Origin of the sequence: Alteraurantiacibacter buctensis, from assembly GCF_009827655.1 — a bacterium.
GTDB classification, from domain to species: domain Bacteria; phylum Pseudomonadota; class Alphaproteobacteria; order Sphingomonadales; family Sphingomonadaceae; genus Alteraurantiacibacter; species Alteraurantiacibacter buctensis.
The window spans coordinates 235,058-257,779 of sequence record NZ_WTYV01000002.1 but is presented as its reverse complement, the minus strand read 5'-3'; the positions used below and the strand labels follow the sequence as shown (position 1 = coordinate 257,779).

The following is a 22,722-nucleotide window of genomic DNA, read 5'->3' as shown; positions in this document are numbered from 1 at the left end:
TCCCGATGGTTCGACCGGACGTCAGAACTCGCTCCAGTCGTCTTCGTCGGCGGCGTGGCTCAACGCCAGGTTGCCCACTACTGGCGGCACGGCGCTGCGCGGTGCCGTAGGGCGCGATGACGGCGCGCGGTGGGCGGCAGCACGGCGCACGGGGCCCGCGGCGGGAAGCGGCCCCGCGCTGCGTGCGCGGGACGGCTGCGTCCGGCCCGTCTCCCTGATCCGGAACTGCGAGACCAACTGGCCGAGCTCCGCGGCTTCCTCTGCCAGGCTGCGAGCGGCGGCGGTGGATTGCTCCACCATGGCAGCGTTTTGCTGGGTCATCCGGTCCATCTCGCGTACCGAGGTATTGACCTGCTCCAGGTTGGCGGCCTGCGACACGGCTGACTTGGCGATTGCCTGGACCTGGGCCGAAACCTGGCCCACGCGTTCAACGATGGCTTCCAGCAGCGTGCCGGTTTCGCCCACCAGGCCCACGCCCTGGCTGACCTGCTGGCTGGACGTATTGATCAGCGCCTTGATGTCGTTGGCGGCATCCGCGCTGCGCTGGGCCAGCGCGCGCACTTCGTTGGCGACCACCGCAAAGCCCTTGCCGGCATCGCCCGCACGGGCTGCTTCCACGCCGGCGTTGAGCGCCAGCAGGTTGGTCTGGAAGGCGATACCGTCGATCACGTCGATGATTTGGGTGATCTCCTTGGCCGACTTCTCGATCGCGGCCATGGCGGCCACGGCCTGGCGCACCACCCTGCCACCGTCGGTCGCCTTCGTGTGCGTTTCAGTGATCGAAGCCTGGGCTTCGGTGGCGCTGCTTGCGGACTCGCGCACCAGGCTGGTCACCTGGTCCATGGCGGCCGCTGTCTCTTCGAGGCTGGCGGCCTGCCGCTCGTTGCGGACCGAGAGGTCATCGGATGCTGCGCGGATTTCACGCGAACCAGTTTCCACCGCCAGCGCGGCGCTGTGGACACCCTCGATTGCGCCGGAAAGCTCGGCCAGCGATTGAAGCTGAGGCGCAGCGGCTCGTAGGTCGCGGGCAGGGGATCGGAAATGCGATAGTCCAGGTCCTTGTCGGCCAGATGTTCCAGGCCGATGCCCAGCGTCTTGACCAGGCTTTCCTGGATGGCGCCGGCTTCCCGGACGATTTCGGCGTTGTGGCGGAAGGTTGCCATCGCCTTGGTCATCCGGCCCACGCAATCGCTGAAGTCGGTATAGGTAATGTGGCTCCTGGTATCGCCGGCAGCCAGGGCTTCCATGCGCACGACCGTGTTGACGTAAGGCTCGCATATCAGCTGGCCGGCAACAATCACGGTTGCCACCGTGCCGGCCACAACGAAGGCACTTGTTGCCATGGCCAGGCCAGGGCCCACCACGCCAAGCGTCGCCAGCAGGGAACCGAGGAGGGAGAGCGAACCCATGCCCCCGATGACGAGGGCCAGCACCCTGAACTTTGTGCGGATGGGTGCGTACTTCTGGAACCAGGTAAACATGGGACCGAACTTCCTTCTCGGGCTACACTTTGGCCAAATAGTCGGAAGCGGCGAAGGCCGACTTGCGGATCGCTTAGGCACAACTCCCTAGATTAGAAGGTGGGTTCCATTTTCTGCTTGGGCTTAGATCGGAGCGGCAAACCTTCGGTGTGAAGGGAAGGACTGATCATGAAAGACGCACGTGTACTGGTGGTGGACGATTCAGCGGCCATGCGCGCGCTGTTCTGCGACATCCCCGATTCCGCCCGCAACGTCAGCGTCGTGGGCGTTGCAGCCAGCGCTGCCGAGGCGCGCGACAAGATCCGCGACCTGAAGCCCAACGTGTTGACGCTGGACGTGGAAATGCCCGGCATGAGCGGGATGGATTTCCTGGCCGAGCTCATGGCCGACAAGCCCATGCCGGTCGTGATGCTCTCCAGCGTCACCCAGATGGGCACCGGCACCGCCGCCAAGGCGATGGAGCTGGGCGCGATCGAGTGCTTTCCCAAGCCGCTGCACACCAGCCCGGAGGATTTCAACGCCACCGTCGGCAAGCTGGGCAAGATCGTGCTCGATGCCGCCAACACCGACATGGAGGCGCGCGCCACAGCGCTGGCCGAAGCGGCCGCCAACAGCAATGCAGCGGGCGGCGACTTCATGTGGAACGGCACCCTGGTAGCACTGAGCGGCGGCAATGGCGCGCTGGACGTGCTGAAAGGGCTGCTGGCCGCCTATCCGGCGGACTGCCCGCCTACAGTGGTCTGCCTGCCGGACGATCCCGGCCAGGCGCGCGACTTCGTCGCCCGCATGGCGCCCGCGGTGGCCTGCGGTCTGGTGGAGGCGAAGGACAATGCCGAGCTAAAGCCCGGCGTGATCCACGTGGCCTGCGATCCCGCATGCCATGCCATCGTCGAGAAGGGCACCCCGCCCCGCCTGCGGCTGATGGCGCGCGATCCCGTGGGCGGCGTGCGGCCTTCGGCAGAGCTGCTTTTCGGCAGCCTGGCCCGGGCCGAGACCCCCGCGCTGGGCGCGCTCCTGTCCGGCAAGGGCACCGATGGCGCGCGCGGGCTGGCCATGCTGAAAGGCACGGGCGCGACGACGATGGTGCAGGATCCGGCCAGCGCGCTGGCCGGCGAGGCCCCGCACGCGGCCGTGGCCGCCGGGGCCGGCGAACCTGTCCCCGGCGCGCAGCTTGGCGGCCGGATCATCGCTGCCTGCAATTTCCTCTAGGCGGCAGGTTCGATCAGCAGGGTGCTGGTGGCGCTGGCGTAGAGCCGTCCGGCATCATCCTCCAGCCGAGCCTCGGTAAAGGCAGTGCGGCGCCCGATCTTGAGCACGCGACCCCTGGCATGGACCGGTCCCGTATGGTCGGTCAGCGCCGCGTGATAGGCGACCTTGATCTCCAGCGTCAGGCAGCGCGAAGGCTCGCGCGTGGCAGCCACGGCGGCAAGGCCGCAAGCGCTGTCGAGCAAGGTCGCCGCAAAGCCGCCGTGGACCACGCCGATCAGGTTGTAATGTGCGCGGGTGGGCGTGGCGGTCAGCGTCACCTCGCCCTCCTCCGCTGCGGTCACCCGCATGTCGAGCAGTGCGGCCATGCCGTGCGGGGCTGCATCCAGCATCCGCGAACGGATGAGGTCCAGCCCGAACAACTCGCTCACAGCTTGGCCACCAGCTCCGGCACCACGGTGAACAGGTCACCCACCAGGCCCACATCGGCCACCTGGAAGATCGGCGCATCGGGATCCTTGTTGATCGCCACGATCACCTTGGAATCCTTCATGCCTGCCAGGTGCTGGATCGCCCCGGAGATGCCCACCGCCACATAGAGCGACGGGGCGACGATCTTGCCGGTCTGGCCCACCTGGTGATCGTTGCCGATATAGCCTGCATCCACCGCCGCGCGGCTGGCGCCGATGGCGGCCCCCAGCTTGTCGGCCAGCGGGGCGATGACCTGGGCAAAGGTGTCCGCATCCTTCAGCGCGCGGCCGCCGGAGACGACCGTGCCCGCGCTGGTCAGTTCGGGTCGCTCGCTCTTGCTGGCTTCGAGGCCGACGAAGCTGCTGAGGCCCGCATCAGCCGCGCCGCCCACGGCTTCCACCGCAGCGCTGCCGCCTTCGCCCGCCTTGTCGAACGCCGTCGCGCGCACGGTCAGCACCAGCTTCGGATCACTCGATTCAACTGTGGCGATGGCGTTGCCGGCATAGATCGGGCGGGTGAAGGTCTTGGGGCCCTCCACGCCGATCACTTCGGAAAGCTGCATTACGTCGAGCAGCGCAGCCACGCGCGGGGCCACGTTCTTGCCGGTGGTCGTCGCGGGAGCGAGGAACGCATCGTATGCGCCCATCAGGCCGGCCACCAGCGGGGCGACGTTTTCGGCCAGCTGATTGGCGACAGCGGCATCGGCGGCCACCAGCACCTTCTCAACACCGGCGATCTTGGCCGCCTGATCGGCCACGGCCTGCGGCCCGCAGACCAGCACGTGGACCGGACCGCCCAGCTTCGCAGCGGCGGTGACAATGGCATTGGTTGCGGCGCTGAGCTTCGCGCCATCGTGTTCAGCCAGAACCAGCGCGGTCATGCGACAGCTCCCATTTCCTTCAGTTTCGCCACCAGCTCGTCCACCGAGCCGACCATTACGCCCGCCTTGCGCACCGGCGGTTCGCTGACCTTGAGCACCTTCAGGCGCGGGGCAATGTCCACGCCCAGGTCTTCCGGCTTCTTCACCGCCAGCGGCTTGGACTTGGCCTTCATGATGTTGGGCAGGCTAGCATAGCGCGGCTCGTTCAGGCGCAGGTCGGTGGTGACGATGGCGGGAAGCTTCAGGCTGACCGTTTCAAGCCCCGCATCGACCTCGCGGGTCACCGCCACGCTGTCACCGGTTACGTCGACCTTGGAGGCAAAGGTGCCCTGGCCCCAGCCCAGCAGCGCGGCCAGCATCTGGCCGGTCTGGTTGCTGTCATCGTCGATTGCCTGCTTGCCCATCACCACCATGCCCGGCGCTTCCTCGGCCACGATGGCTTGCAGGATCTTGGCCACGGCCAGCGGTTCCACCTCCGCATCTGTTTCCACCAGGATCGCCCGGTCGGCACCCATCGCCAGCGCCGTGCGCAGCGTTTCCTGTGCCTTGGCCGGGCCGATGGACACGGCCACCACTTCGGTGGCGGCACCCTTCTCCTTCAGCCGCAGGGCCTCTTCCACCGCGATCTCGTCAAACGGGTTCATGCTCATCTTGACGTTGGCCAGGTCAACGCCCGTCCCATCCGCCTTCACCCGCGGCTTCAGGTTGTAATCAATCACCCGCTTCACGGGCACCAGGATCTTCATCGTGCAAATTCCTCCCGCGCCTGATTGTACTGGGCGATCAGCTCGCCCGCGATCTCAGCGGCGGGCCGTAGCGCATGGGTGGCCCCCACGCCATGCCCGGCCGACCAGATATTTTTCCACGCCTTGGCTTCGTCAGACAGGCTCATTTCGCCGTGCCCGTCGGGCAGGCTGGCGGCCTCAAGGCTCTGACGCAGAAAATTGGCACCAACGCCCGTCACCTTGTCGGTATAGACGATATCGGCGGCCTCGGCCTCCACCATCATCTGCTTTTGCCCCTCGCCTGCCATGCTTTCGTGCGTGGGGATGAAGTGGCTGCCGATATAGGCAAAGTCCGCCCCCATCACCTGCGCGGCCAGCACATGGTTACCTCGCGTCATCGCACCGGACAGGGCCAGCGGGCCTGCATGGAACTCGCGGATTTCGCTTACCAGCGCAAAGGGGCTGAGCGTGCCGGCGTGGCCGCCTGCGCCCGCCGCCACGGCGATCAGGCCATCGGCTCCCGCCCCCAGCGCCTTCTTCGCGTGGCGGATGGAAATCACGTCATGCAGCACCATGCCGCCATAGCTTTGCACCGCCTGCACCACATCGGGCACCGCGCCCAGCGACGTGATGACCAGCGGCACCTTGTGCTTCACCAGCAGCGCCAGGTCTTCCGCCACGCGCGGGTTGCTCTTGTGGACGATCAGGTTGGCACCGAAGGGCTTGTCGCCCAGCCGCTCGCGCATTTCGCCCAGCCACTGGTCCAGCGCCTCGGTGGTGCGGGCATTCAGCGTGGGGAACGTCCCCAGCAGCCCGGCCTGCGAGGTGGCGCAGACCAGCTCCACGCCGCTGACGAGGAACATGGGCGCGATGATGGCGGGGATCGCCAGCCCGGCCTTCAGATCATCGGCCCTGGTCGAAACGGGGTTCAAAACGCGTCCTCGGTCAGGGCCATCATGCTCTTCTTGCCGGCCTTGATCTGCAGGAACAGGGCCGAAACCTGCGGCAGGATGCGCTCGAAGTAGAACGTGGCGGTCTTGATCTTGTCTTCGTAGAACGCCTTGTCCTCGGCCCCGAAGGCGATCTTCATGCCGGAAAGCAGCGTGGCGCGGGCAAAGCAGTAGCCCATGGCCACCAGCCCGAACAGGCGCAGGTAGTCGCTGGCCGCCGCGCCCGCCTCCTCGGGGTCACTCAGGCCGCGCTGGGCGATGGTCGCGGTGCTCAGTTGCAGCGCGCCGAAGGCCTTTTCCAGCCCGTCGATCATCGGCTTCATCGGCCCGTCGCCCTTGTTCGCCTCGATGAAGGCGGACACCGGGTGGAAGAAGCTGCGCAGGAAGCGGCCGTTGTTGGCCCCCAGCTTGCGGCCCACCAGGTCCAGCGCCTGGATGCCGTTGGTGCCTTCATAGATCATGGCAATGCGGGCATCGCGGGCATACTGCTCCACCCCGCTTTCGCGGATATAGCCGTGGCCGCCATAGACCTGCACCGCCAGGTGCGCGGTTTCGTGCCCCAGGTCGGTGAACAGGGCCTTCACGATCGGGGTCATCAGGGCCACGAAGTCTTCCGCCCGCTGGCGAGCTTCGGGTTCCTCGGACAGCCGCTCGGCATCCAGCGCGCGACTTACCCAGCCGCCGAGCATCCGGCAGCCTTCGTTATAGGCGCGCATGGTCATCAGCATGCGCCGCACGTCCGGGTGGACGATGATCGGATCGGCTGCCTTGTCCGGATACTTGGGGCCGGAGAGCGCGCGGCCCTGCAGCCGGTCCTTGGCGTACCACACGGCAGACTGGTAGGCCGCCTCGCCCACGCCCAGCCCCTGTACGCCCACCGAAAGCCGCTCGGCATTCATCATGGTGAACATGGCGGCCAGGCCAGCGTTGGGCTCACCCACTATCCAGCCGGTGCTGTCCTCGAACTGCATCTGGCAGGTGGCCGATGCCTTCAGGCCCATCTTGTGTTCAAGGGCCGTGCACTGCACCCCGTTAGACGGACCCACGCTGCCATCGTCATTGGGCAGGAACTTGGGCACCAGGAACAGCGAGATGCCCTTCACCCCCTTGGGTGCATCGGGCAGGCGGGCCAGCACCAGGTGGATGATGTTCTCGGTCAGGTCATGGTCACCGGCGGAGATGAAGATCTTGGCCCCGCTGATCTTGTAGCTGCCATCCTCCTGTGGAACCGCCTTGGTTCGCAGAAGGCCAAGGTCGGTACCGCAATGGCTTTCTGTCAGGCACATGGTGCCCGACCATTCGCCGCTGGTCATCTTCGGCAGGTAGCGCTGCTTCAGGTCTTCCGACCCATGCGCTTCCAGCGCCAGCGCGCCGCCGTGGGTGAGGCCGGGATAGAGGCCGAAGGAAAGATTGGTGGAACAGGTCATCTCCTCCACCAGCTTGTTGACCCGTTCCGGCAGGCCCTGCCCGCCCCACTGCGGATCGGCGGCGAGCGCCGCCCAGCCGCTTTCGGTGAACTGCTTGTAGGCATCCTTGAACCCGGCTGGGGTGCGGACCACGCCGTTTTCCAGCACGCAGCCTTCCTCGTCACCGGTGCGGTTCAGCGGCAGCAGCACCTCGCGGGAAAAGCGGGCCGCTTCCTCCAGGATCGCGCTGGTCAGGTCAGCGTCGAATTCTGCCAGCGCGGGGAGATCGCCGAAGCCATCGTCCACCCACAGCTCGTCCAGCACGAAGCGCATATCGCGCAAGGGGGCTTCATAGACCTGCATTGTTCAGTCCTCTCTCGGGTCTATCTCGTCAGTTTCTCAGCGGCTTGCCGGTGGCCAGCATGTGTTCGATGCGCGCCTGGGTGCCGCTTTCGTGGACCAGGTGCATGAACTCGATCCGCTCCAGCTCCAGCATCCGCTCCTCGGTGATCACTTCGGTCGGGTCGGTGTCGCCTCCGGTCAGCACGGTGGCCAGCTTGCCGGCCACCACTTCGTCATAGGGGGTGGCGAGGCCACGGGCGCGGAAGCCTTGCACCGCCAGGTCCAGCGCCGCCTTGCCACTGGGTCCGGGCAGGCGGAATTCGGGCGGTGCGGGCGGCATGTAGCCTTCCGCCATGGCCAGCGCGCGGGCCTTGGCATCGGCCAGCAGCCGGTCACGGTTCATGGTCACGCCATCGGTATGGCGCAGGAAGCCCAGCTCCTTGGCCTCGGCAGCAGACTTGGCCACGGTGGCGGTGGAGACGATCTCGAACACCTTACCCACGGCGGGCATCGGCCCCTTGGGCATTCTGGGCATGTTGCGCCAGCGGTCGAGCATCTCGCCGCAGCCGCCCCAGCCGGGGATCAGGCCCACGCCCGGCTCCACCAGCCCGATATAGGTTTCCGCATGGGCCTGCGCCGCATCGGAATTGAGCACGATCTCACACCCGCCGCCCAGCGCCATGCCGGCGGGGGCAGCCACCACAGGGAACGGGGCATATTTCAGCGCCTTGAACGCCTGCTGCCCGCCGGCGATCAGCTTGTCGATCTCGCTCCACGCGGCAATGTTCACCGCGAACAGCGCCAGGCCCAGGTTGGCCCCGGCGGAGAAGTGGGTGCCTTCGTTATAGACCACCAGCGCCTTGTACTTCTCGGCAACCAGCGGGATCGCCTGTTCGATCAGCTTCATCACCTCTACGTCGAGGGCGTTCATCTTGCCGGTGAATTCCAGCGCCACCACGCCATCGCCGACGTCCCACAGCGCGGCGGAGGCGGTCTTCAGCAGCGGCTTGGATGCCAGCTTGATATCCGCCAGCAGCAGCACACCATCGGGGCGCACCACATCGTGATACTGGCCATCAAGGCCGAAGTACTGGCGCTTGCCGTTCTCGATCCGGTAGAACTTGCCATCGCCCACGGCTTCCAGGATCGGCGGCACGGGGATGCCGCTTTCCGCCAGGCTGGCGCGGAGCGCTGCGGGGCCGAAGGCGTCGATCATCTCGAACGGGCCGGCCTTCCAGTTATAGCCCAGCTTCATCGCGTCATCCACGCCCAGCACGCTCCTGGTGGCTTCGGGCACGATGCTGGCGGCATAGGCCAGCGTGGGGCCAAGCACGGCCCAGGCATAGGCGCCGGTCTTGCCCGGCAGGGCCACCAGCGCAGCCAGATCACCCTTGCCGGCGGGGCCGGAAATCTCCGGGGCCTTCGCCTGCGGGGCATATTCCCCCGTTTGCAGGTTGATCGCTTCCTTGGCCTTCTTCCCGCCTTCACGGTTGAGGCGATAGAACCCGCCCTTGCCCTTGCGACCGGTGTAGCCTTCGGCAATCAGACGCTCGATCAGCGGTTCGCTGCGGGCGATCTGCTGGTAGGCATCGCTGGCCGGCAGCGTGCTGGTCAGGCTCTTCTGCAGGTAGGGCATCAGGTCCAGCCCGATCAGGTCGATCAGCCCGAACACGCCGGTCTTGGGCACCCCCATCGGCTTGCCGCCGATGGCATCGGCCTCTTCCACCGAAACGCCCATGTCGAACGCCGCGTTCACCGCCGCCTGGATCCAGAAAGTTCCGATGCGGTTGGCGATGAAGCCGGGGCTGTCCTCGGCATCCACCGGGGTCTTGCCCAGCACGCGATCGGTAAAGTCGCGGATCTTCGCCACGGTGGCCGGATCGCTCTCCGGCCCCGCCACGATCTCGATCAGCCGCATGTAGCGCGGCGGATTGAAGAAGTGGGTGATCAGGAAGTCGCGCTTGAACGCATCGCTGCGGCCAGCGGTCAGTTGCGCCAGCGGGATGGTGCTGGTGTTCGAGGATACTGCCGTGCCGGGTTTACGCACCGCTTCCAGCTTTGCGTAGAGGTCCTGCTTCAGTTCCAGCTTCTCGATGATGGCTTCCACCACCCAGTCGCACTCGGCCACCCTGGCCAAGTCGTCCTCGATGTTGCCCACCTCGACCAGCCGCGCCGCGCCCTTGCCCATGAAGGGGGCGGGATCGGTCTTGAGCATCTTCTCCACCGCACCGCGCGCCACCGCATTGCGGTCCGCCGGATCGCGCACGATGTCGAGCAGCAGGACCGGCACCCCGGCGTTGGCCACCTGCGCGGCGATGCCGGCACCCATGGTGCCAGCGCCGATCACGCAGACCTTTTTCACCGAACCGTCTGCCATCAGATCGCCTCCAGCACCGTGGCAATGCCCTGCCCGCCGCCGATGCACTGGGTGGCGAGCGCGTATTTGCCGCCCTGGCGCTTGAGCAGCGCGGCCGCCTTGCCCACGATGCGCGCGCCGGTGGCCCCCAGCGGGTGGCCGATGGCGATGGCACCGCCATCAAGGTTCACCTTGGCGATATCGAGGCCCAGATCGCGGATCACGGCCAGGCTCTGGCTGGCAAACGCTTCGTTCAGTTCCACCACGTCCAGGTCGGCGGCGGTGATGCCCGCCCGCTCCAGCGCCTTGCGGCTGGAAGCAACCGGGCCGATGCCCATGATCTCCGGCGCGCAGCCGGAAATGGCCACCGACTTCACCTTGGCCAGAACCTCAAGGTTGTTGGCTGCGGCATAGTCCGCGCTGCAGACCAGCACCGCCGCCGCACCATCGGTAAGCGGCGAAGACGTGCCTGCCGTCACCGTGCCGTCAGCGCTGAAAGCGGGCTTCAGGCCGGCCAGCGTCTCCGCCGTGGTATCGGGGCGCGGGGTGCCATCGGCGGTCACGCCGGCCACGGGCACGATCTCGTCCATCAGCTTGCCAGCGGCAATCGCGTCGCGCGCCTTCTGCTGGCTGAGCACGGCGAATGCCTCCTGGTCGGCGCGGCTTAGCGAATAGGCCTTGGCCACGTTCTCCGCCGTGTCGCCCATGCCGATATAGGCATAGCTGGACTTGGCCAGCGAAGGATTGGGCATGGGATTGAAGCCCATCATCGGCACCCGGCTCATCGATTCCACGCCCGCGCAGATGAACGCCTCGCCCGCGCCAAGCTGGATCTGGCCGGCGGCATAGTGGACGCTGCTCATCGAACTGCCGCAGAAGCGGTTGATGGTCATCCCACCGATGCTGATCGGCAGGTCGGCCAGCAGCACCACCAGGCGGGCCAGGTTGAAGCCCTGCTCGCCTTCGGGGAAGGCGCAGCCCAGCACCAGGTCCTCGATATCCTCCGCATTCACGCCGGTGCGGGCGACCAGGCCCTTGACCACTTCGGCGGCCAGATCGTCCGGCCGCACCTTGGCCAGCGCGCCCTTGTTGGCCAGGGTAAAGGGGGACCGGGCATAGCCGGCAATCACGACATCGCGCATGATACAGTCTCTCCGCAGACCGGGACTCGGCAGGCCCGGCAGTTACTTTCCCTATAGGTGATACAAATTCCCTATACGTCAATCAAAAAATGTGCACTATGCGAATCAGATAGAACGGGCTTGCGGCAATTCCATGTCCGGCGGCCACGATGGAGAGAAAAGCCATGGGAAGCGGGCTGGCCCCACCCCCGCATGATCGGGCCTCGCAGAAGGCTGCAACCGCCACACTGGACGGCAAGTTTCCCGGCGCCATGTCCGACGTGCCCGTGCCCTGGCATTTCGACGAGAACGGCGAGCATGTCTTCCCCCCGCGCCTGCTAACCGACCTTATCGACCATGCGGTGGCCCGCTGGCCTGGGCGCAACGCGATCGACTATTACGGGCGCTGCTGGTCCTATGCCGAGATCGGTGCGCTGGTGGAACGTGCGGCGCGCGGGTTGCAGGACGCGGGTATGCAGCCCGGCGACAGGTTCGGCCTTTGCCTGGGCAACTCGCCCTATCACGTGGTGCTCTATTTCGCCGCGCTGCGGATCGGGCTGATCGTGGTCAACCTCAACCCGCTTTATACCGAGCCGGAGATGATCGAGCTCGCCCGCGATGCCGGCATCCGCATGGTCGCCGTGCCGGAAGTGCGCTTCGTGCACGAGAAGGTGGAGCAGCTGGCCGACGAGGCAGGGATCGAGAAGCTGCTGGTCTGCCGGATGCGCGACATCCTGCCCTGGCACCTGAACCTGGGCTTCCGCCTGCTGCGCCGCGCCGACCATATCCGCGTAACCCGGCCCGACCTGACGCTGGAACTGGCCGACCTGCTGGCCAATGCCGGCAAGCCCGATCCGGTGGAGCGGCATCCCGATGACGTGGCCGTGCTGCAATATACCGGCGGCACCACCGGCCTGCCCAAGGGTGCCATGCTGACCCACGCCAGCCTGGCCGCCAACTGCGCGCAGATGCTGGCCCATTTCGGCGGGCATCCGGTGGAGCAGCAGCGCACGCTGGGCGTGCTGCCGATGTTCCACGTCTTCGCGCTTACCTCGGTGCTCAACTTTACCATCGAGACAGGGGCCGAACTGGTTCTGCTGCCGCGCTTCGTGATGAAGGAAGTGCTGGCCGCAGCCAAGCGCAAGCCGCCCACGCAGATCTATGGCGTGCCGACCATGTGGGCTGCCTTCAATGCCCTGCCCGAAAACCAGGTGCCCGATTTCAGCTCGGTCTATTGCGCCATCTCCGGTGGTGCGCCGCTGCCGCTGGAAGTGCGCACCGTGTTCGAGGCGCGCACCAAGACGCGCGTGGTGGAAGGCTATGGCCTGTCCGAGGCCAGCCCTATCATCACCTGCAACCCGCTGTTCGGGCTGGTGAAGGCAGACAGCGCCGGGCCGCGCTTTCCCGGAACGATCATCGAGATCCGCGACCCCGAAAACCCCGCCCATGTCTGCTCGCAGGGCGAGCGTGGCGAAGTGATGGCACGCGGGCCGCAACTGATGAAGGGCTACTGGAACAACCCGCAGGCGACCGAGGCGACCTTCTATCACGGTGCCCTGCGCACGGGTGACATCGGTTATCTGGACGAGGACGGCTACCTGTTCCTGGTCGACCGGATCAAGGACCTGATCCTGCGCGGCGGCTACAACGTCTATCCCCGCGTGATCGAGGATGCCGCCTACGAACACCCCGATGTGCGCGAGGCAATTGCCATTGCCATCCCCCACCCGATGCTGGGCCAGGTGCCCAAGCTGTTCATCGCTGCCCGGCCGGGATCGGACCTGACGGTGGAGGGCTTGCGGGAATTCCTTGCCACGCGCATCAACAAGATAGAAATGCCCACCGAATTCGAGTTCCGCGACAGCCTGCCCAAGACCATGATCGGCAAGCTGTCGAAGAAGGAACTCGTCGAAGAGGAGAAGCGCAAGCGTGCCTGACAGCCAGCACAAGGGCATCCAGGAAGTGGCGAGCCAGTTGGGGGTAACCCCGCGGACCCTGCGCTTCTACGAGGACAACGGCCTGATCAGCCCGCAGCGGGTGGGCTCCACCCGTGTCTATTCGCGGCGCGATATCGGGCGGATGCAACTGATCCTGCGCGGCAAGCGGCTGGGCTTCACCATCCGCGAGATCCGCGAGTTCCTGGACCTCTACGACGCAGATCCCAGCCACCGCGAGCAGATGGAGCACCTGATCGGCCGGGTGGAGGAGCGGCTCGACAGCCTGCAGGCCCAGAAGACCGCGATCGAGGAAACCATCACCGAACTGGAACAGATCGTGCGCGAGGCCAACGAACGGCTGGTTACAGCCACGCGCGGCTAGGCCAACAGGCGATCCGTAAAGGGACAAGGGGGGCGGCCCTGCGGCCGCCCCCCTTTCCGATCAGTACTCCCAGCCGAACTTGATGCCCATTGTCGCGGGCTGGTTGGGCACCTGGTATACGATACCGGTGGTGGGATTGGCGCACACCGAGATGAAGCACTGGGTATACTGGTAATTGGTACCGCGTTCATCCAGCAGGTTGGTGATGTAGAACTCCAGGTTCCATCCGTCCTCCTCGCTTTCCACGCCCGCCGCGAAGTCGATCGTGCCATACCCGGCCTGGCGACCGATCAGCGCGTCGTCGGCGTCCTGCAACTCGGTGCGAATGCCCGTCTGGTAAACTCCCGCCAGCTGGATGTGGCCCAGCAGGTCCAGATCGGTTTCGAACTCGTAGCGGGCTACCACGTTGCCCTTGAAATCGGGCGATGCGGGAAGCTGGGTGCCACGCGCCGCCAGCGGGGCCCCGCAATTGGTAATCGGCACACCCTGAGCGTCCGTGGTGCCGCAGTAGTTGGCCGACAGCTTGGCATCAAGGTAGGTCCCGCCCACGCCGATGGTAAGCCCGTCGCCGGGCATGATCGTCACGTCGCTTTCGATGCCCCGGATACGGGCCTGGGCGGCGTTGCGGATCTCGGTCAGGCCGTTGGGACCAAGGATGGCAAACTGGAAGTTGTTCCAGTCCTGCTGGAAGACCGCCGTGTTCCACCGCACCATGCCATCGGCCAGGGTGTGCTTCATGCCTACTTCGTAGTTGGTCAGGAAGTCCGCCCCATAGGCAAAGCCGCCGCGCCGGTTGCTGCCGCCGGGACGGAACCCGCGCGACCAGGTGGCATAGAACATGTTGTCCGGAGTCGCATTCCAGGTGAGGTTGAGGCGGTGGATGTAGCCATCGTCCTTCGACCGCGCCGGGTTGACCACGCCGCCGCTTACCGAGCCGAGGTTGGTACAGGGCGAACCTTCCACCACCGGCCCGGCGAAGCACTGCTTTTCGCCGCTGGAGAAGGCGTTGCCGGTGGAATAGCCGAAGAAGCCCACCAGCGTGTTGTTGTAGCGGAAATAGCGCGCGCCGCCGGTCAGCGTCAGATCGTCGGTGAGGTCGAATTCGGCCTGGCCGAACACGGCAAAGTCGCGGTCCACGCGTTCCTGCTTGGTCAGCCAGATGGTATCGTCCCAACCGGTCACGCCCAGGAACTGGGCCAGGTTGTCGATGGTGTAGGCCTGCTCGATGTTGTGCGTCTGGCGCTGGAAGAACGCACCGCCGGTGAAGCGCAGCCGGTCCCCGATATCGGTCGACAGGCGCAGTTCCTGGCTCAGCTTGGTGAACCGGTCGCGGCCGCGGATGTATTGCGAGGGGTTGATCGGATCACACGAATAGTCGTTGGCCGGGCAATCGCCCACGAAGTAGGTGCCATAGCCCGCTTCGGTATCGTAGAAGTACGAGTAGTCCGAATAGTCGTTCAGGCTGTCGATCGCGCGATCAAGGTAGGCGCCCGAATAGACCAGATCGAAGTTGCCAATCTTGCCTTCCACCGCCAGCGATGCCTGATACCATTCATCTACGCCGTAATTGTCGCGATAGACGGCGGTATTGAGGTCACCCAAGCGCGGGTTCCACGCGAAGCTGCCGTTGGCGCGCTGGTGCTGGGCCATCACCGCCGGGGTCACGGTCCAGTTGTCGTCCAGATCGATGCCCAGCGCCGCGCGGGCACCATAGGTCTCGACGTTATTGAAGTTGTCTTCGGCCAGAAAGCCGTTGTCATCGGCTGCGCCGGACGTGGGATAGACCCGGCGTACGCGGACGTTGTCGATGTAGCCCGCGTCCTGCACGTACCAGCCCACCACGCGAAGTGCAGCCATGTCGTTCAGCGGCAGGTTGATCATGCCTTCCAGTGAGCCGCCCTCGGCGCCATGCGCCACGGTGTTGAGCTCTCCATCCAGGCTCATGTCAAAACCCGACGTGTCGGGCTTGTTGGTGATGATGCGGATGGTGCCAGCCTGGCTGCTGGCGCCGTAGAGGGTGCCCTGCGGCCCGGCCAGCGATTCCACGCGGGCGATATCGTAGAGGTGGACGTTGAGGTTGCCCTGCGCCGTGGTGATCGGCTGCTCGTCCAGATAAGTGCCGACCGAAGGCATCGGGCCGGAGTGGTTGCCGTCACCCCCGCTGGCGACGCCGCGCATGTAGACCAGCTGGTTGAACGGCCCGCCGAAGTTGGTGGTGGAAACGCTGGGCAGGAACTTCACATAGTCCTCGAAGTCGCTGACTTGGAGGTTGTCCATCTGCTCGGTGCCCAGCACCTGTACGGACAGCGGCACGTCCTGCAGGTCCTGCTCGCGCCGCTGCGAGGTCACGACGATCACGTCATCCTCTGCTTCGGTAGTGGCGGCATCCTGCGCCAGCGCGGGCACGCCCGCCAGAATGGTTGACCCCAGCAGCAGACCGCCCAGCGCCCTGCCGGTCCGCCCCGCTGCCATGCCAATGCGCACAGTACCCATATTGACCCCTTTTCTGTTCGCCATCGATCAAGGCGCCGGCGGCCTGTCCCCCGGCACGGCACCCAGTTTGACAGGTGTAAAAGAACTCCTCCGTCACCGAACTGTCAAGTTTGCGCTGAAACCATGTTGCGAAGGCGAGAGACTATGGCGCAAAGGCCACAGTCTCCCCACGGCTCAGGACTGGTGCGGATAGTCCGCGAGCGCCGGCCCGAGGGCCTGTTTCAGCGGATCGAGCCAGGGTTCGTAGTGCCGCCACTGGTCCAGCCCCTGGCGGAAGATCGGCTCGCGCACCTGTTCGGAACTGGCGGTGCGCACCGCCCGCTCGCTTTCGTAATAGCGCAGGCAGGCCGGATCGAACGGCAGGCCCAGGAAGGCCAGCATCCGGCGCACCTCGCCCTCAAGGTCCTCTACCACCCGCTCGTAGAACACGCGGTGCACCAGGCCGGGCTGCACCTCGTCGAAATGGGCCAGAAGCTCGGTATAGCGGCGGTAATAGTGGCCCATATCCTCCAGGCTGTAGGAGAAAGTCTGGCCCCGCGCGAAGTGCTGCTTGAAGTTGGAAAAACAGCAGGCCAGCGGGTGGCGGCGCGCATCGATGATCCGCGCATTGGGCAGGATCAGGCGGATCAGGCCCACGTGCAGCCAGTTGTTGGGCAGCTTGTCGATGAAATGCGGTGCATCGGTCTTGCGCTGCACGCGGGTGTTTTCCAGGTATTCCTCGCCCAGCGCCCGGGCATGCTCCGCCGTGAGGGCGGCCAACGCCTCGGGATAGGCGCTCGGCTCGCTGCGCAGCTTGCGGCCTGACACGCGGGTGACGAGCTGCGGGATATCGGGCAGTTCCATCGTGCCTTCCACCGCCGGATGGCTGGCCAGCACCTGTTCCAGCAGCGTCGATCCGGCGCGGGGCATCCCGAGGATGAAGATCGGGTCCGTCGCCTGGCAACCCCACCCCTGCCGTTGCGCGAGGAAGCTCGGGGTGAACAGCGCGCGCGCGCGTGCCACCTGGTCGTCCAGTTCTGCCGGATCGTGCCGGATCATCGTGCGGCGCAGGGCATTGCCGCGCGCATAGTGGGCGAACGAGGCGGGAAAATCGCCCGCGTCCTCCTCCGCCTTGCCCAGCGCGAATTCCAGGTGGAAGCGGTCTTCCTGCGACAGCTCCCCCGCCAGCGCCCGGCGCATGGCAGCGCGGTCCTCCGGCGCGAAGGCCACGCGCTTCAGGTTGGCGAGGCTCCACCAGGCCTCTCCCATGCCCGGCTGCAGTTCGATTGCCCGGCGATAGGCGGCCACGGCATCGGCCTGGCGGCCCACGGTCTTGAGAGCGTGGGCATAGCTCATCCAGGTCTTGGGCTGTGCGGGACGGCGATCCAGCGCCTCCTCGTAAAGGGCCAGGGCATCGCCATAGTCGCCGATGCGGCCCAGAGCCGCCGCCTTCAGGTTGGCCAAGGCGGCAGTGTCCTCGCCATCGGCTTCCAGCGCGGCAATCTCGTCCAGCGCCTCCACGCTGCGGCCCTGGCGGTGCAGCACCAGCGCCAGGTTGTGGCGGGCGACGCGGAAGCTGGGCGCCAGTTCCAGCGCGCGGCGCAACAGCTTCTCGGCATCGCCGAACCGGCCCAGGCGGCTGGCCAGTTCGGCCAGCATTCGGATCGCTGCGACATCGGTGGGCGCGCGCTTCAGGCGGCCGCGCAGGATCGGCTCGGCCACGGCCAGCTCGCCCCGCACCAGCGCATCGGCCGCCTGCAGCAGCTCCGGGTCGCGCGTGGCGGCCTTGATTGCACGGGCATAGGCCGCATCGGCATCGGCCACCTTGCCTGCAGCCGTGAAGGCATCGCCCAGCACCCGCCAGCCATCGGCCGATTGCGGATTGGCGGCCAGGAAGGCCTGTAGCTGGGAGATGGTGGGAGCGGCGGACTGGCTCATGCGCGCAGGATCTTCTCCAGCGAGCGGCCCCTGGCCAGTTCGTCCACCAGCTTGTCGAGTATGCGTATCTCCCGCATCAGCGGCTCTGCCACCGTTTCCACCTGCACCCCGCAAACCTTGCCGGTGACCAGCTCGCGCGCCGGGTTCAGCGCCGGAGCCTGGGCGAAGAAAGCTTCCATGCTGCGCTCGTCCCCCAGCGCCGCGTCCAGCGATGCGCCCGCATAACCGGTATGCCAGGCAATCACCTGGTCCAGCTCGCCCGTGCTGCGGCCCTTCCTCTTCACCTTGGCCACGTACATCGGATAGATGCGCGCAAAGGCCATGCCGTAGATCTTGTGTCCGCTCATGGCGGGCAGGTTAGGCCGCGTTCAGGCTTTCGCGCAACCGTTCCGGCGATGGCCGGTCGACTTCGGCGCTGATCGGGATTTCGCGCCGCATCCGCTGGGCAAATGCGCGCAGGCAAATCTCGTTCTTCCCCAGCGGCCCTTGCCGGAAGCGGCTGGTGCCCATGCCGTCCTGCACCCGCTCGATCAGGCCCTTGTCCTCGAAGTTCACGTCGCGGTTGATCCGCCCGTTGAGATAGCGCGCTGCCTTCATCTCGCGCCGGCTGTCAGGCAGGGCATAGGCCCCGTCGCGCAGGATGCAGGTGGTGGGGGTTAGCGGAATGAACTGCATGAAGTCGATCTGGTCCGGGTAGACATCGAACATCAGGCCGGGAAACAGCCGGTAATAGGTCCACATCTGCTGCCGCTCCTCGGGCAGATGGTCCACCCGGGGCAGCACCTCGCGATAGGCGGTGACGCTGGCGTGCGCGCTCTTGCCCGCGCCCGCTTCGGCGAAGATCTTGTCCACCCCGCGATCAATCGTCAGGCGATAGGTATCGCGCACCAGGCTGTTCAAACCGGGGTGCGCCACGCGCACGTGCAGGGCATCCACATAATTGTCGCAGGCGTTCTTCCAGTTGACCTCGCGCACGCGGCTGCGGATCGGCACCAGCGGCTCCATCGCCCCGAAGCGGTAGAGGCCCATCTCCTCCTCGATCGGGGCGAGGAATTCGTCGAGGCTCTGCCCGCCGTTTTCGAAGCGGATATAGACGAAGCCGTGGCTGACCGCGTGCTCCAGCGGGAACAGGCCGAAATCCGCCTTCTCGAAATTCTCGTATTCCTCGATGAAGGGCACCGCCAGCAGCTTGCCATCAAGCCCGAAGGACCAGGCATGATAGGGGCAGGTGACGCGCCCGCCGCAATTGCCGCTCTCGCCATCCAGCAACCGTGCCGCGCGGTGCGGGCAGACGTTGTGGAAGGCGCGGATCGCCCCGTCGCGCCCGCGCACCACCACGGCCCGCTCGCCCATCATGGCGAAGGTCTGGTAATCGCCGGGCCGCGGAATGTCGGACACGTGGCACACCAGGTGCCAGGCCGGCATAAACAGCTTGGCCTTTTCCAGCGCCATGAAGTCGGCATCGGAATAGGTCCAGGCCGGCAGGCTCCAGCCGGACTGGTCGGCAACGGGTTTGGTCATCTCGGTCATGGCGCTTGTTTAACAGATGTAAAACAGCGGATCAATCGAGCGTCGCTACGGATCGGGTCAGATCGTACCAGTAATCCAGCGCCAGGTTGAACGAGGTGATCGCGATCCGCTCGTCCTTGCCGTGGATGCGGGTGCCGGCGGGGTCTTCGGCAACCGCGCCCACGCCATAGGTGGGGATGCCCTCGCTGCGGGTGAACGAGCCGTCGGTGGCCCCGGTGCTGAGTTCCGGGATCACCGGAATGACCCCGAAATGGCGAGCCGCAGTATCGCTCACCAGTTGCATGATCCCCGGTTCCAGCGCCGAAGGCGGGCTGCCGGCATAGGGGAATACCTCCTCCACCGTCACGCCATAGGGCGCAGCCAGCGCGGCCAGCCGCTCACGCACCGAAGCCTCGCTTTCCTGCGGCAGGACACGGCAGTTGATCACCGCACGGGCATTCTGCGGCAGGGCGTTCTCGGCATGGCCACCGGTCAATCCCGTGGCAACGCAGGTGGTCCGCGCCAGCGAATTGTAATAGGGGTTGGCCGCCAGCCCTGCCGGCTCCAGATCACCGGGCTGGTAGGCTGCCAGCGCCGCCAGCAGCGGGCGCTCGTCGGCGTCGGCCACCACGCTCCATTGCCGGAAAAAGCTGCGACTTGTCTCGCCCAGGTTGATCGGGAAGTGCCAGTCCTCCAGCGCCACCAGCGCGCGCGCCACGGCCGAGATCGGGCTGTCGGGCTTGGGCAGGCTGGAATGGCCGCCGGGGTCGCTGGCGGTGAAGGCATAGGTGGCATAGACCTTTTCCGCCGTCTGCATGATGAAGGCCTGCGGATTGCCTGCTTCGTCCGCGATCACCCCGCCGCCATCGGTGTTGAGGGCGAATTCTGCATCCACCAGATCGCTATGCTGGCTGAGCAGTTGCTGGGCGGAGAGGCCGTTGGTTTCCTCGTCTGCCGTCAGCATCACGATCAGGTCGCGGTCGGGCACGAAGCCTTCCTGCTTCAGGCGGATGAAATTGGCCACCAGGATGGCGACGCCCGCCTTGTTGTCCTCAGAACCGCGGCCATAGAGCCAGCCGTCCTCCTCGGTCAGTTCGAACGGGGGGTAGGACCAGTCCGCTGGCAGGGCCTCCACCACGTCCATGTGCGCCATCAGCAACACCGGGCGCGCTTGCGGGTTCGGGCTGCGATAGCGGACGACCAGGCTGGGCAGCGCTTCGCTGATGGCGGGGGTGGCGATGTCCGCCTCGCTGAAGTCCGCGGCGCGCAGGTGGCGCACCAGCAGGTCCACCAAGGGCCGCGTGGTGGTGCCGCCGCTGGGCGCGGTGTTGCTGGCGACCGCTTCCGCCAGCAGTTGCCGTGCCAGCGTCTGATCGGCCTGCGCGGCGGCGGGCTGGGCCAGTCCTGCAAGGGCGGCAGCGGCGAGCAGGGTGGCGGCATGGCGCTTGGGAGAGGGGCGCACGGCAAAATTCCTTTCGTCTGGAACCACCCTTGAACCGCAAGCCGCGCCGTGCTGCAAGTGGACAGTTGTAAAACAGGACCCATAGCCATGCTTCGCCTGCCGCTGCTCCTCGCCACCGTGGCGCTTGCCACCCTGCCTGGCGCGCTGGCCGCGCAGGAGGCCGCGCCCTTTACCGTGGACGACGTGCTGCGGCTGGAGGACCTGTCAGACCCGGTCTTCGCCCCCGATGGCGCGCGGATTGCCTATGTGGTCAATGGCCCGGCCGAGGGGGATGCTTCGCAGTCCGACATCTGGATCGCCCAATGGGACGGCAGCAGCGCGCAGCCGCTCTACCCCACGCTGGACCGCGACGAGGCCATGCCCCGCTGGAGCGCCGACGGGCGCGTTTTCGCTTTCATCCGCAGCGGGGCGGAAGGCGAGGCGGCGCAGCTGTGGGCCAGTACCGCTGGCGAACCGCCGCGCCAGGTCAGCACGCTGGCGGGCGGCGTCAGTGACTATTCGCTGGCTCCCGACGGCAGCTTTGCCATAGTCCTCACCGAGGTTGGCACCAACGTGGTGGCCGAAGCGCCCGCAGTGGCCCCGCCCATCGTGATCACCCGCTTCACCGCGCGCGAGGACTATCGCGGCTTCGTGGACGATCGCCGTACCCACCTGTTCCGCGTGGACTTTACGCCCGGCAGCGAGGCCGTGCCGGTGACCAGCGGCGATTACGATGTGGGCCATCCCAGCCTCTCGCCCGATGGCACCCAGCTCGCCTATGTCTCGCGCCAGTGCGATCCCGCCGTTCGCCTGCGCTGTTCGGACGTTTACGTGATGCCGGTAGCCGGCGGCCCGGCGCGGCGGATCGACACGTTCAAGGGCGAAGACGCCGACCCCGGCATGGACACCAATGCCCCGCAGTGGTCGCCGGATGGCCGCCGCCTGCTGTGGCTGCGCAGCGGCCCGCCGCAGGAGACCTGGTACAACCCGCTGCAACTGGTGGTGGCCGATCTCGCCAGCGGGCAGGAACGGCAGGTCGCCTGGATCGACCGCTGGGTGCAGCAGCCCGAATGGAGCCACGATGGCCGCCATATCCTGGCGCTGGTCGAGCAGCCGCAGGACACCTGGCTGGCCCGCATCGACCCCGCCACCGATGCGGTGGAATACCTGACCGGCGGGGCGCGCTTCGCCTATGACTTTGCCGAGGGGCCGCAGGGTCAACTGGCAGTGCTGGACGGCGACCCGCTGACACCGCTGGCGCTGCGCTCGGTCGAGGCGAGCCCGCGTATGCTGTCGCCGCACAACCGCTGGCTGGCCAACCGCCGCCTGGCGACTACGCAGGATGTCAGCTTCACCAGCGACGGGGTGCAAATCCACGGCCTGCTCACCCTGCCTGCGGGGCGCGAGCAGGATACACCCCTGCCCATGATCGTGCGGCTGCACGGGGGGCCGGTGTACCAGTTCAGCCACGAATTCATGGCCGACCACCAGGTGTTCGCCGCCGCCGGCTATGCCGTGCTGGCGATCAACCCGCGCGGATCTTCCGGGCGCGGGGCGGCCTTTGCCCAGGCACAGATGGGCCGCTGGGGCACGGTCGACGCGGCCGACATCAGCGCCGGGATCACCTGGGCGATCGACAACGGCGTGTCCCGTCCGGACCAGATCGGCGTGGGCGGCTGGTCCTATGGCGGCATCCTGTCGAACTACATGATCGCCAGCGACACCCGCGTGAAGGCGGCGGTGGCGGGCGCCGGTATGGCCAACTTCTTCGGCGGCTTCGGCGTGGACGAATATGCCCGCGACTACGTGCTGGAACTGGGCGAGCCGTGGAACAACGTGGAGCGGTGGATGCAGCTATCCTACCCCTTCTTCCAGTCCGAACGCATCACCGCCCCCACCCTGTACCTGTGCGCCGAGAAGGACTGGAACGTGCCGTGCGAAGGCTCGCTGGCGATGTACCAGGCGCTGCAAAGCAACGACGTGCCGACCACGCTGGTGGTCTATCCGGGGCAGAACCACGGGCTGGTGGTGCCCAGCTACCTGAAGGACCGCATGGTGCGGTCTATTGCTTGGTATGATAGGTGGCTGCGGGGGCAATGAGGGTA

Annotated in this window: 18 protein-coding genes; 4 read left to right on the top strand and 14 right to left on the bottom strand. The window is 66.4% G+C overall.

The genetic code is table 11. The features are described 5' to 3' along the window. Positions 1–21 precede the first annotated feature (21 nt). Together GRI99_RS18640 and GRI99_RS18635 are read right to left on the bottom strand one after the other, a co-directional pair. On the bottom strand, positions 22–939 hold the full coding sequence (locus GRI99_RS18640; RefSeq protein ID WP_337192879.1) for a methyl-accepting chemotaxis protein: 918 nt from the start codon (positions 937–939) through the stop codon (positions 22–24). Further along, the gene (locus GRI99_RS18635; protein ID WP_237438166.1) at positions 831–1,481 is read right to left on the bottom strand and encodes a hypothetical protein; all 651 of its coding nucleotides are present in this window, start codon (positions 1,479–1,481) and stop codon (positions 831–833) included. The genes GRI99_RS18640 and GRI99_RS18635 overlap by 109 nt, the downstream gene beginning before the upstream one ends. A 168-nt stretch (positions 1,482–1,649) precedes the next feature. Here GRI99_RS18635 and GRI99_RS05655 point away from each other — a divergent pair, with 168 nt between their 5' ends. Further along, the gene (locus GRI99_RS05655; RefSeq protein ID WP_160771068.1) at positions 1,650–2,690 is read left to right on the top strand and encodes a chemotaxis protein CheB; all 1,041 of its coding nucleotides are present in this window, start codon (positions 1,650–1,652) and stop codon (positions 2,688–2,690) included. On the opposite strand, the gene GRI99_RS05650 is transcribed toward GRI99_RS05655, so the two are convergent. The 7 genes from GRI99_RS05650 to GRI99_RS05620 form a co-directional block, all read right to left on the bottom strand. Further along, on the bottom strand, positions 2,687–3,118 hold the full coding sequence (locus tag GRI99_RS05650) for a PaaI family thioesterase (RefSeq protein ID WP_337192878.1): 432 nt from the start codon (positions 3,116–3,118) through the stop codon (positions 2,687–2,689). The genes GRI99_RS05655 and GRI99_RS05650 overlap by 4 nt on opposite strands. After that, positions 3,115–4,038: an electron transfer flavoprotein subunit alpha/FixB family protein gene (locus GRI99_RS05645; protein ID WP_160771067.1), complete on the bottom strand. Its 924-nt coding sequence runs from the start codon at positions 4,036–4,038 to the stop codon at positions 3,115–3,117. Before GRI99_RS05645 ends, GRI99_RS05650 begins: the two co-directional genes overlap by 4 nt. Beyond that, positions 4,035–4,784: an electron transfer flavoprotein subunit beta/FixA family protein gene (locus GRI99_RS05640; RefSeq protein WP_160771066.1), complete on the bottom strand. Its 750-nt coding sequence runs from the start codon at positions 4,782–4,784 to the stop codon at positions 4,035–4,037. The genes GRI99_RS05645 and GRI99_RS05640 overlap by 4 nt, the downstream gene beginning before the upstream one ends. Further along, on the bottom strand, positions 4,781–5,626 hold the full coding sequence (locus GRI99_RS05635; protein ID WP_160771649.1) for an NAD(P)H-dependent flavin oxidoreductase: 846 nt from the start codon (positions 5,624–5,626) through the stop codon (positions 4,781–4,783). The genes GRI99_RS05640 and GRI99_RS05635 overlap by 4 nt, the downstream gene beginning before the upstream one ends. 65 nt (positions 5,627–5,691) lie before the next feature. Beyond that, positions 5,692–7,482, bottom strand: a complete 1,791-nt coding sequence (locus tag GRI99_RS05630) for an acyl-CoA dehydrogenase C-terminal domain-containing protein (protein WP_160771065.1) — start codon at positions 7,480–7,482, stop codon at positions 5,692–5,694. Positions 7,483–7,510: 28 nt separating this feature from the next. After that, positions 7,511–9,838, bottom strand: coding sequence for a 3-hydroxyacyl-CoA dehydrogenase/enoyl-CoA hydratase family protein (locus GRI99_RS05625; RefSeq protein WP_160771064.1), 2,328 nt, complete (start codon positions 9,836–9,838; stop codon positions 7,511–7,513). Next, positions 9,838–10,959, bottom strand: a complete 1,122-nt coding sequence (locus GRI99_RS05620; RefSeq protein ID WP_160771063.1) for a thiolase family protein — start codon at positions 10,957–10,959, stop codon at positions 9,838–9,840. The genes GRI99_RS05625 and GRI99_RS05620 overlap by 1 nt, the downstream gene beginning before the upstream one ends. A 251-nt stretch (positions 10,960–11,210) precedes the next feature. On the opposite strand from GRI99_RS05620, the gene GRI99_RS05615 reads away from it, so the two are divergent. Together GRI99_RS05615 and GRI99_RS05610 are read left to right on the top strand one after the other, a co-directional pair. Further along, complete coding sequence (locus tag GRI99_RS05615) at positions 11,211–12,875, top strand: long-chain-fatty-acid--CoA ligase (RefSeq protein WP_160771648.1); 1,665 nt, start codon at positions 11,211–11,213, stop codon at positions 12,873–12,875. Further along, a complete protein-coding gene (locus tag GRI99_RS05610; RefSeq protein ID WP_160771062.1) occupies positions 12,868–13,257 on the top strand; it encodes a MerR family transcriptional regulator in 390 nt (129 codons plus the stop codon). Before GRI99_RS05615 ends, GRI99_RS05610 begins: the two co-directional genes overlap by 8 nt. A 60-nt stretch (positions 13,258–13,317) precedes the next feature. Here GRI99_RS05610 and GRI99_RS05605 read toward each other — a convergent pair whose 3' ends face one another. The 5 genes from GRI99_RS05605 to GRI99_RS05585 all read right to left on the bottom strand — a co-directional run bounded on the left by GRI99_RS05605 (position 13,318) and on the right by GRI99_RS05585 (position 20,638). After that, a complete protein-coding gene (locus GRI99_RS05605; protein ID WP_237438164.1) occupies positions 13,318–15,750 on the bottom strand; it encodes a TonB-dependent receptor in 2,433 nt (810 codons plus the stop codon). Positions 15,751–15,924: 174 nt separating this feature from the next. Further along, a complete protein-coding gene (locus tag GRI99_RS05600) occupies positions 15,925–17,667 on the bottom strand; it encodes a tetratricopeptide repeat-containing sulfotransferase family protein (RefSeq protein ID WP_160771061.1) in 1,743 nt (580 codons plus the stop codon). Then, positions 17,664–18,014, bottom strand: coding sequence for a DUF2200 domain-containing protein (locus GRI99_RS05595; protein ID WP_160771060.1), 351 nt, complete (start codon positions 18,012–18,014; stop codon positions 17,664–17,666). Before GRI99_RS05595 ends, GRI99_RS05600 begins: the two co-directional genes overlap by 4 nt. A 10-nt stretch (positions 18,015–18,024) precedes the next feature. Beyond that, on the bottom strand, positions 18,025–19,197 hold the full coding sequence (locus GRI99_RS05590; RefSeq protein WP_160771059.1) for an aromatic ring-hydroxylating oxygenase subunit alpha: 1,173 nt from the start codon (positions 19,195–19,197) through the stop codon (positions 18,025–18,027). Between the two features lie 31 nt (positions 19,198–19,228). Beyond that, entirely contained in the window at positions 19,229–20,638 is a 1,410-nt protein-coding gene (locus tag GRI99_RS05585) for a M20/M25/M40 family metallo-hydrolase (RefSeq protein ID WP_160771058.1), read from the bottom strand. Positions 20,639–20,725: 87 nt separating this feature from the next. Here GRI99_RS05585 and GRI99_RS05580 point away from each other — a divergent pair, with 87 nt between their 5' ends. After that, positions 20,726–22,717 (top strand): S9 family peptidase, encoded by a 1,992-nt coding sequence (locus GRI99_RS05580; protein ID WP_160771057.1) that lies wholly within the window; start codon positions 20,726–20,728, stop codon positions 22,715–22,717. Positions 22,718–22,722 lie beyond the last annotated feature (5 nt).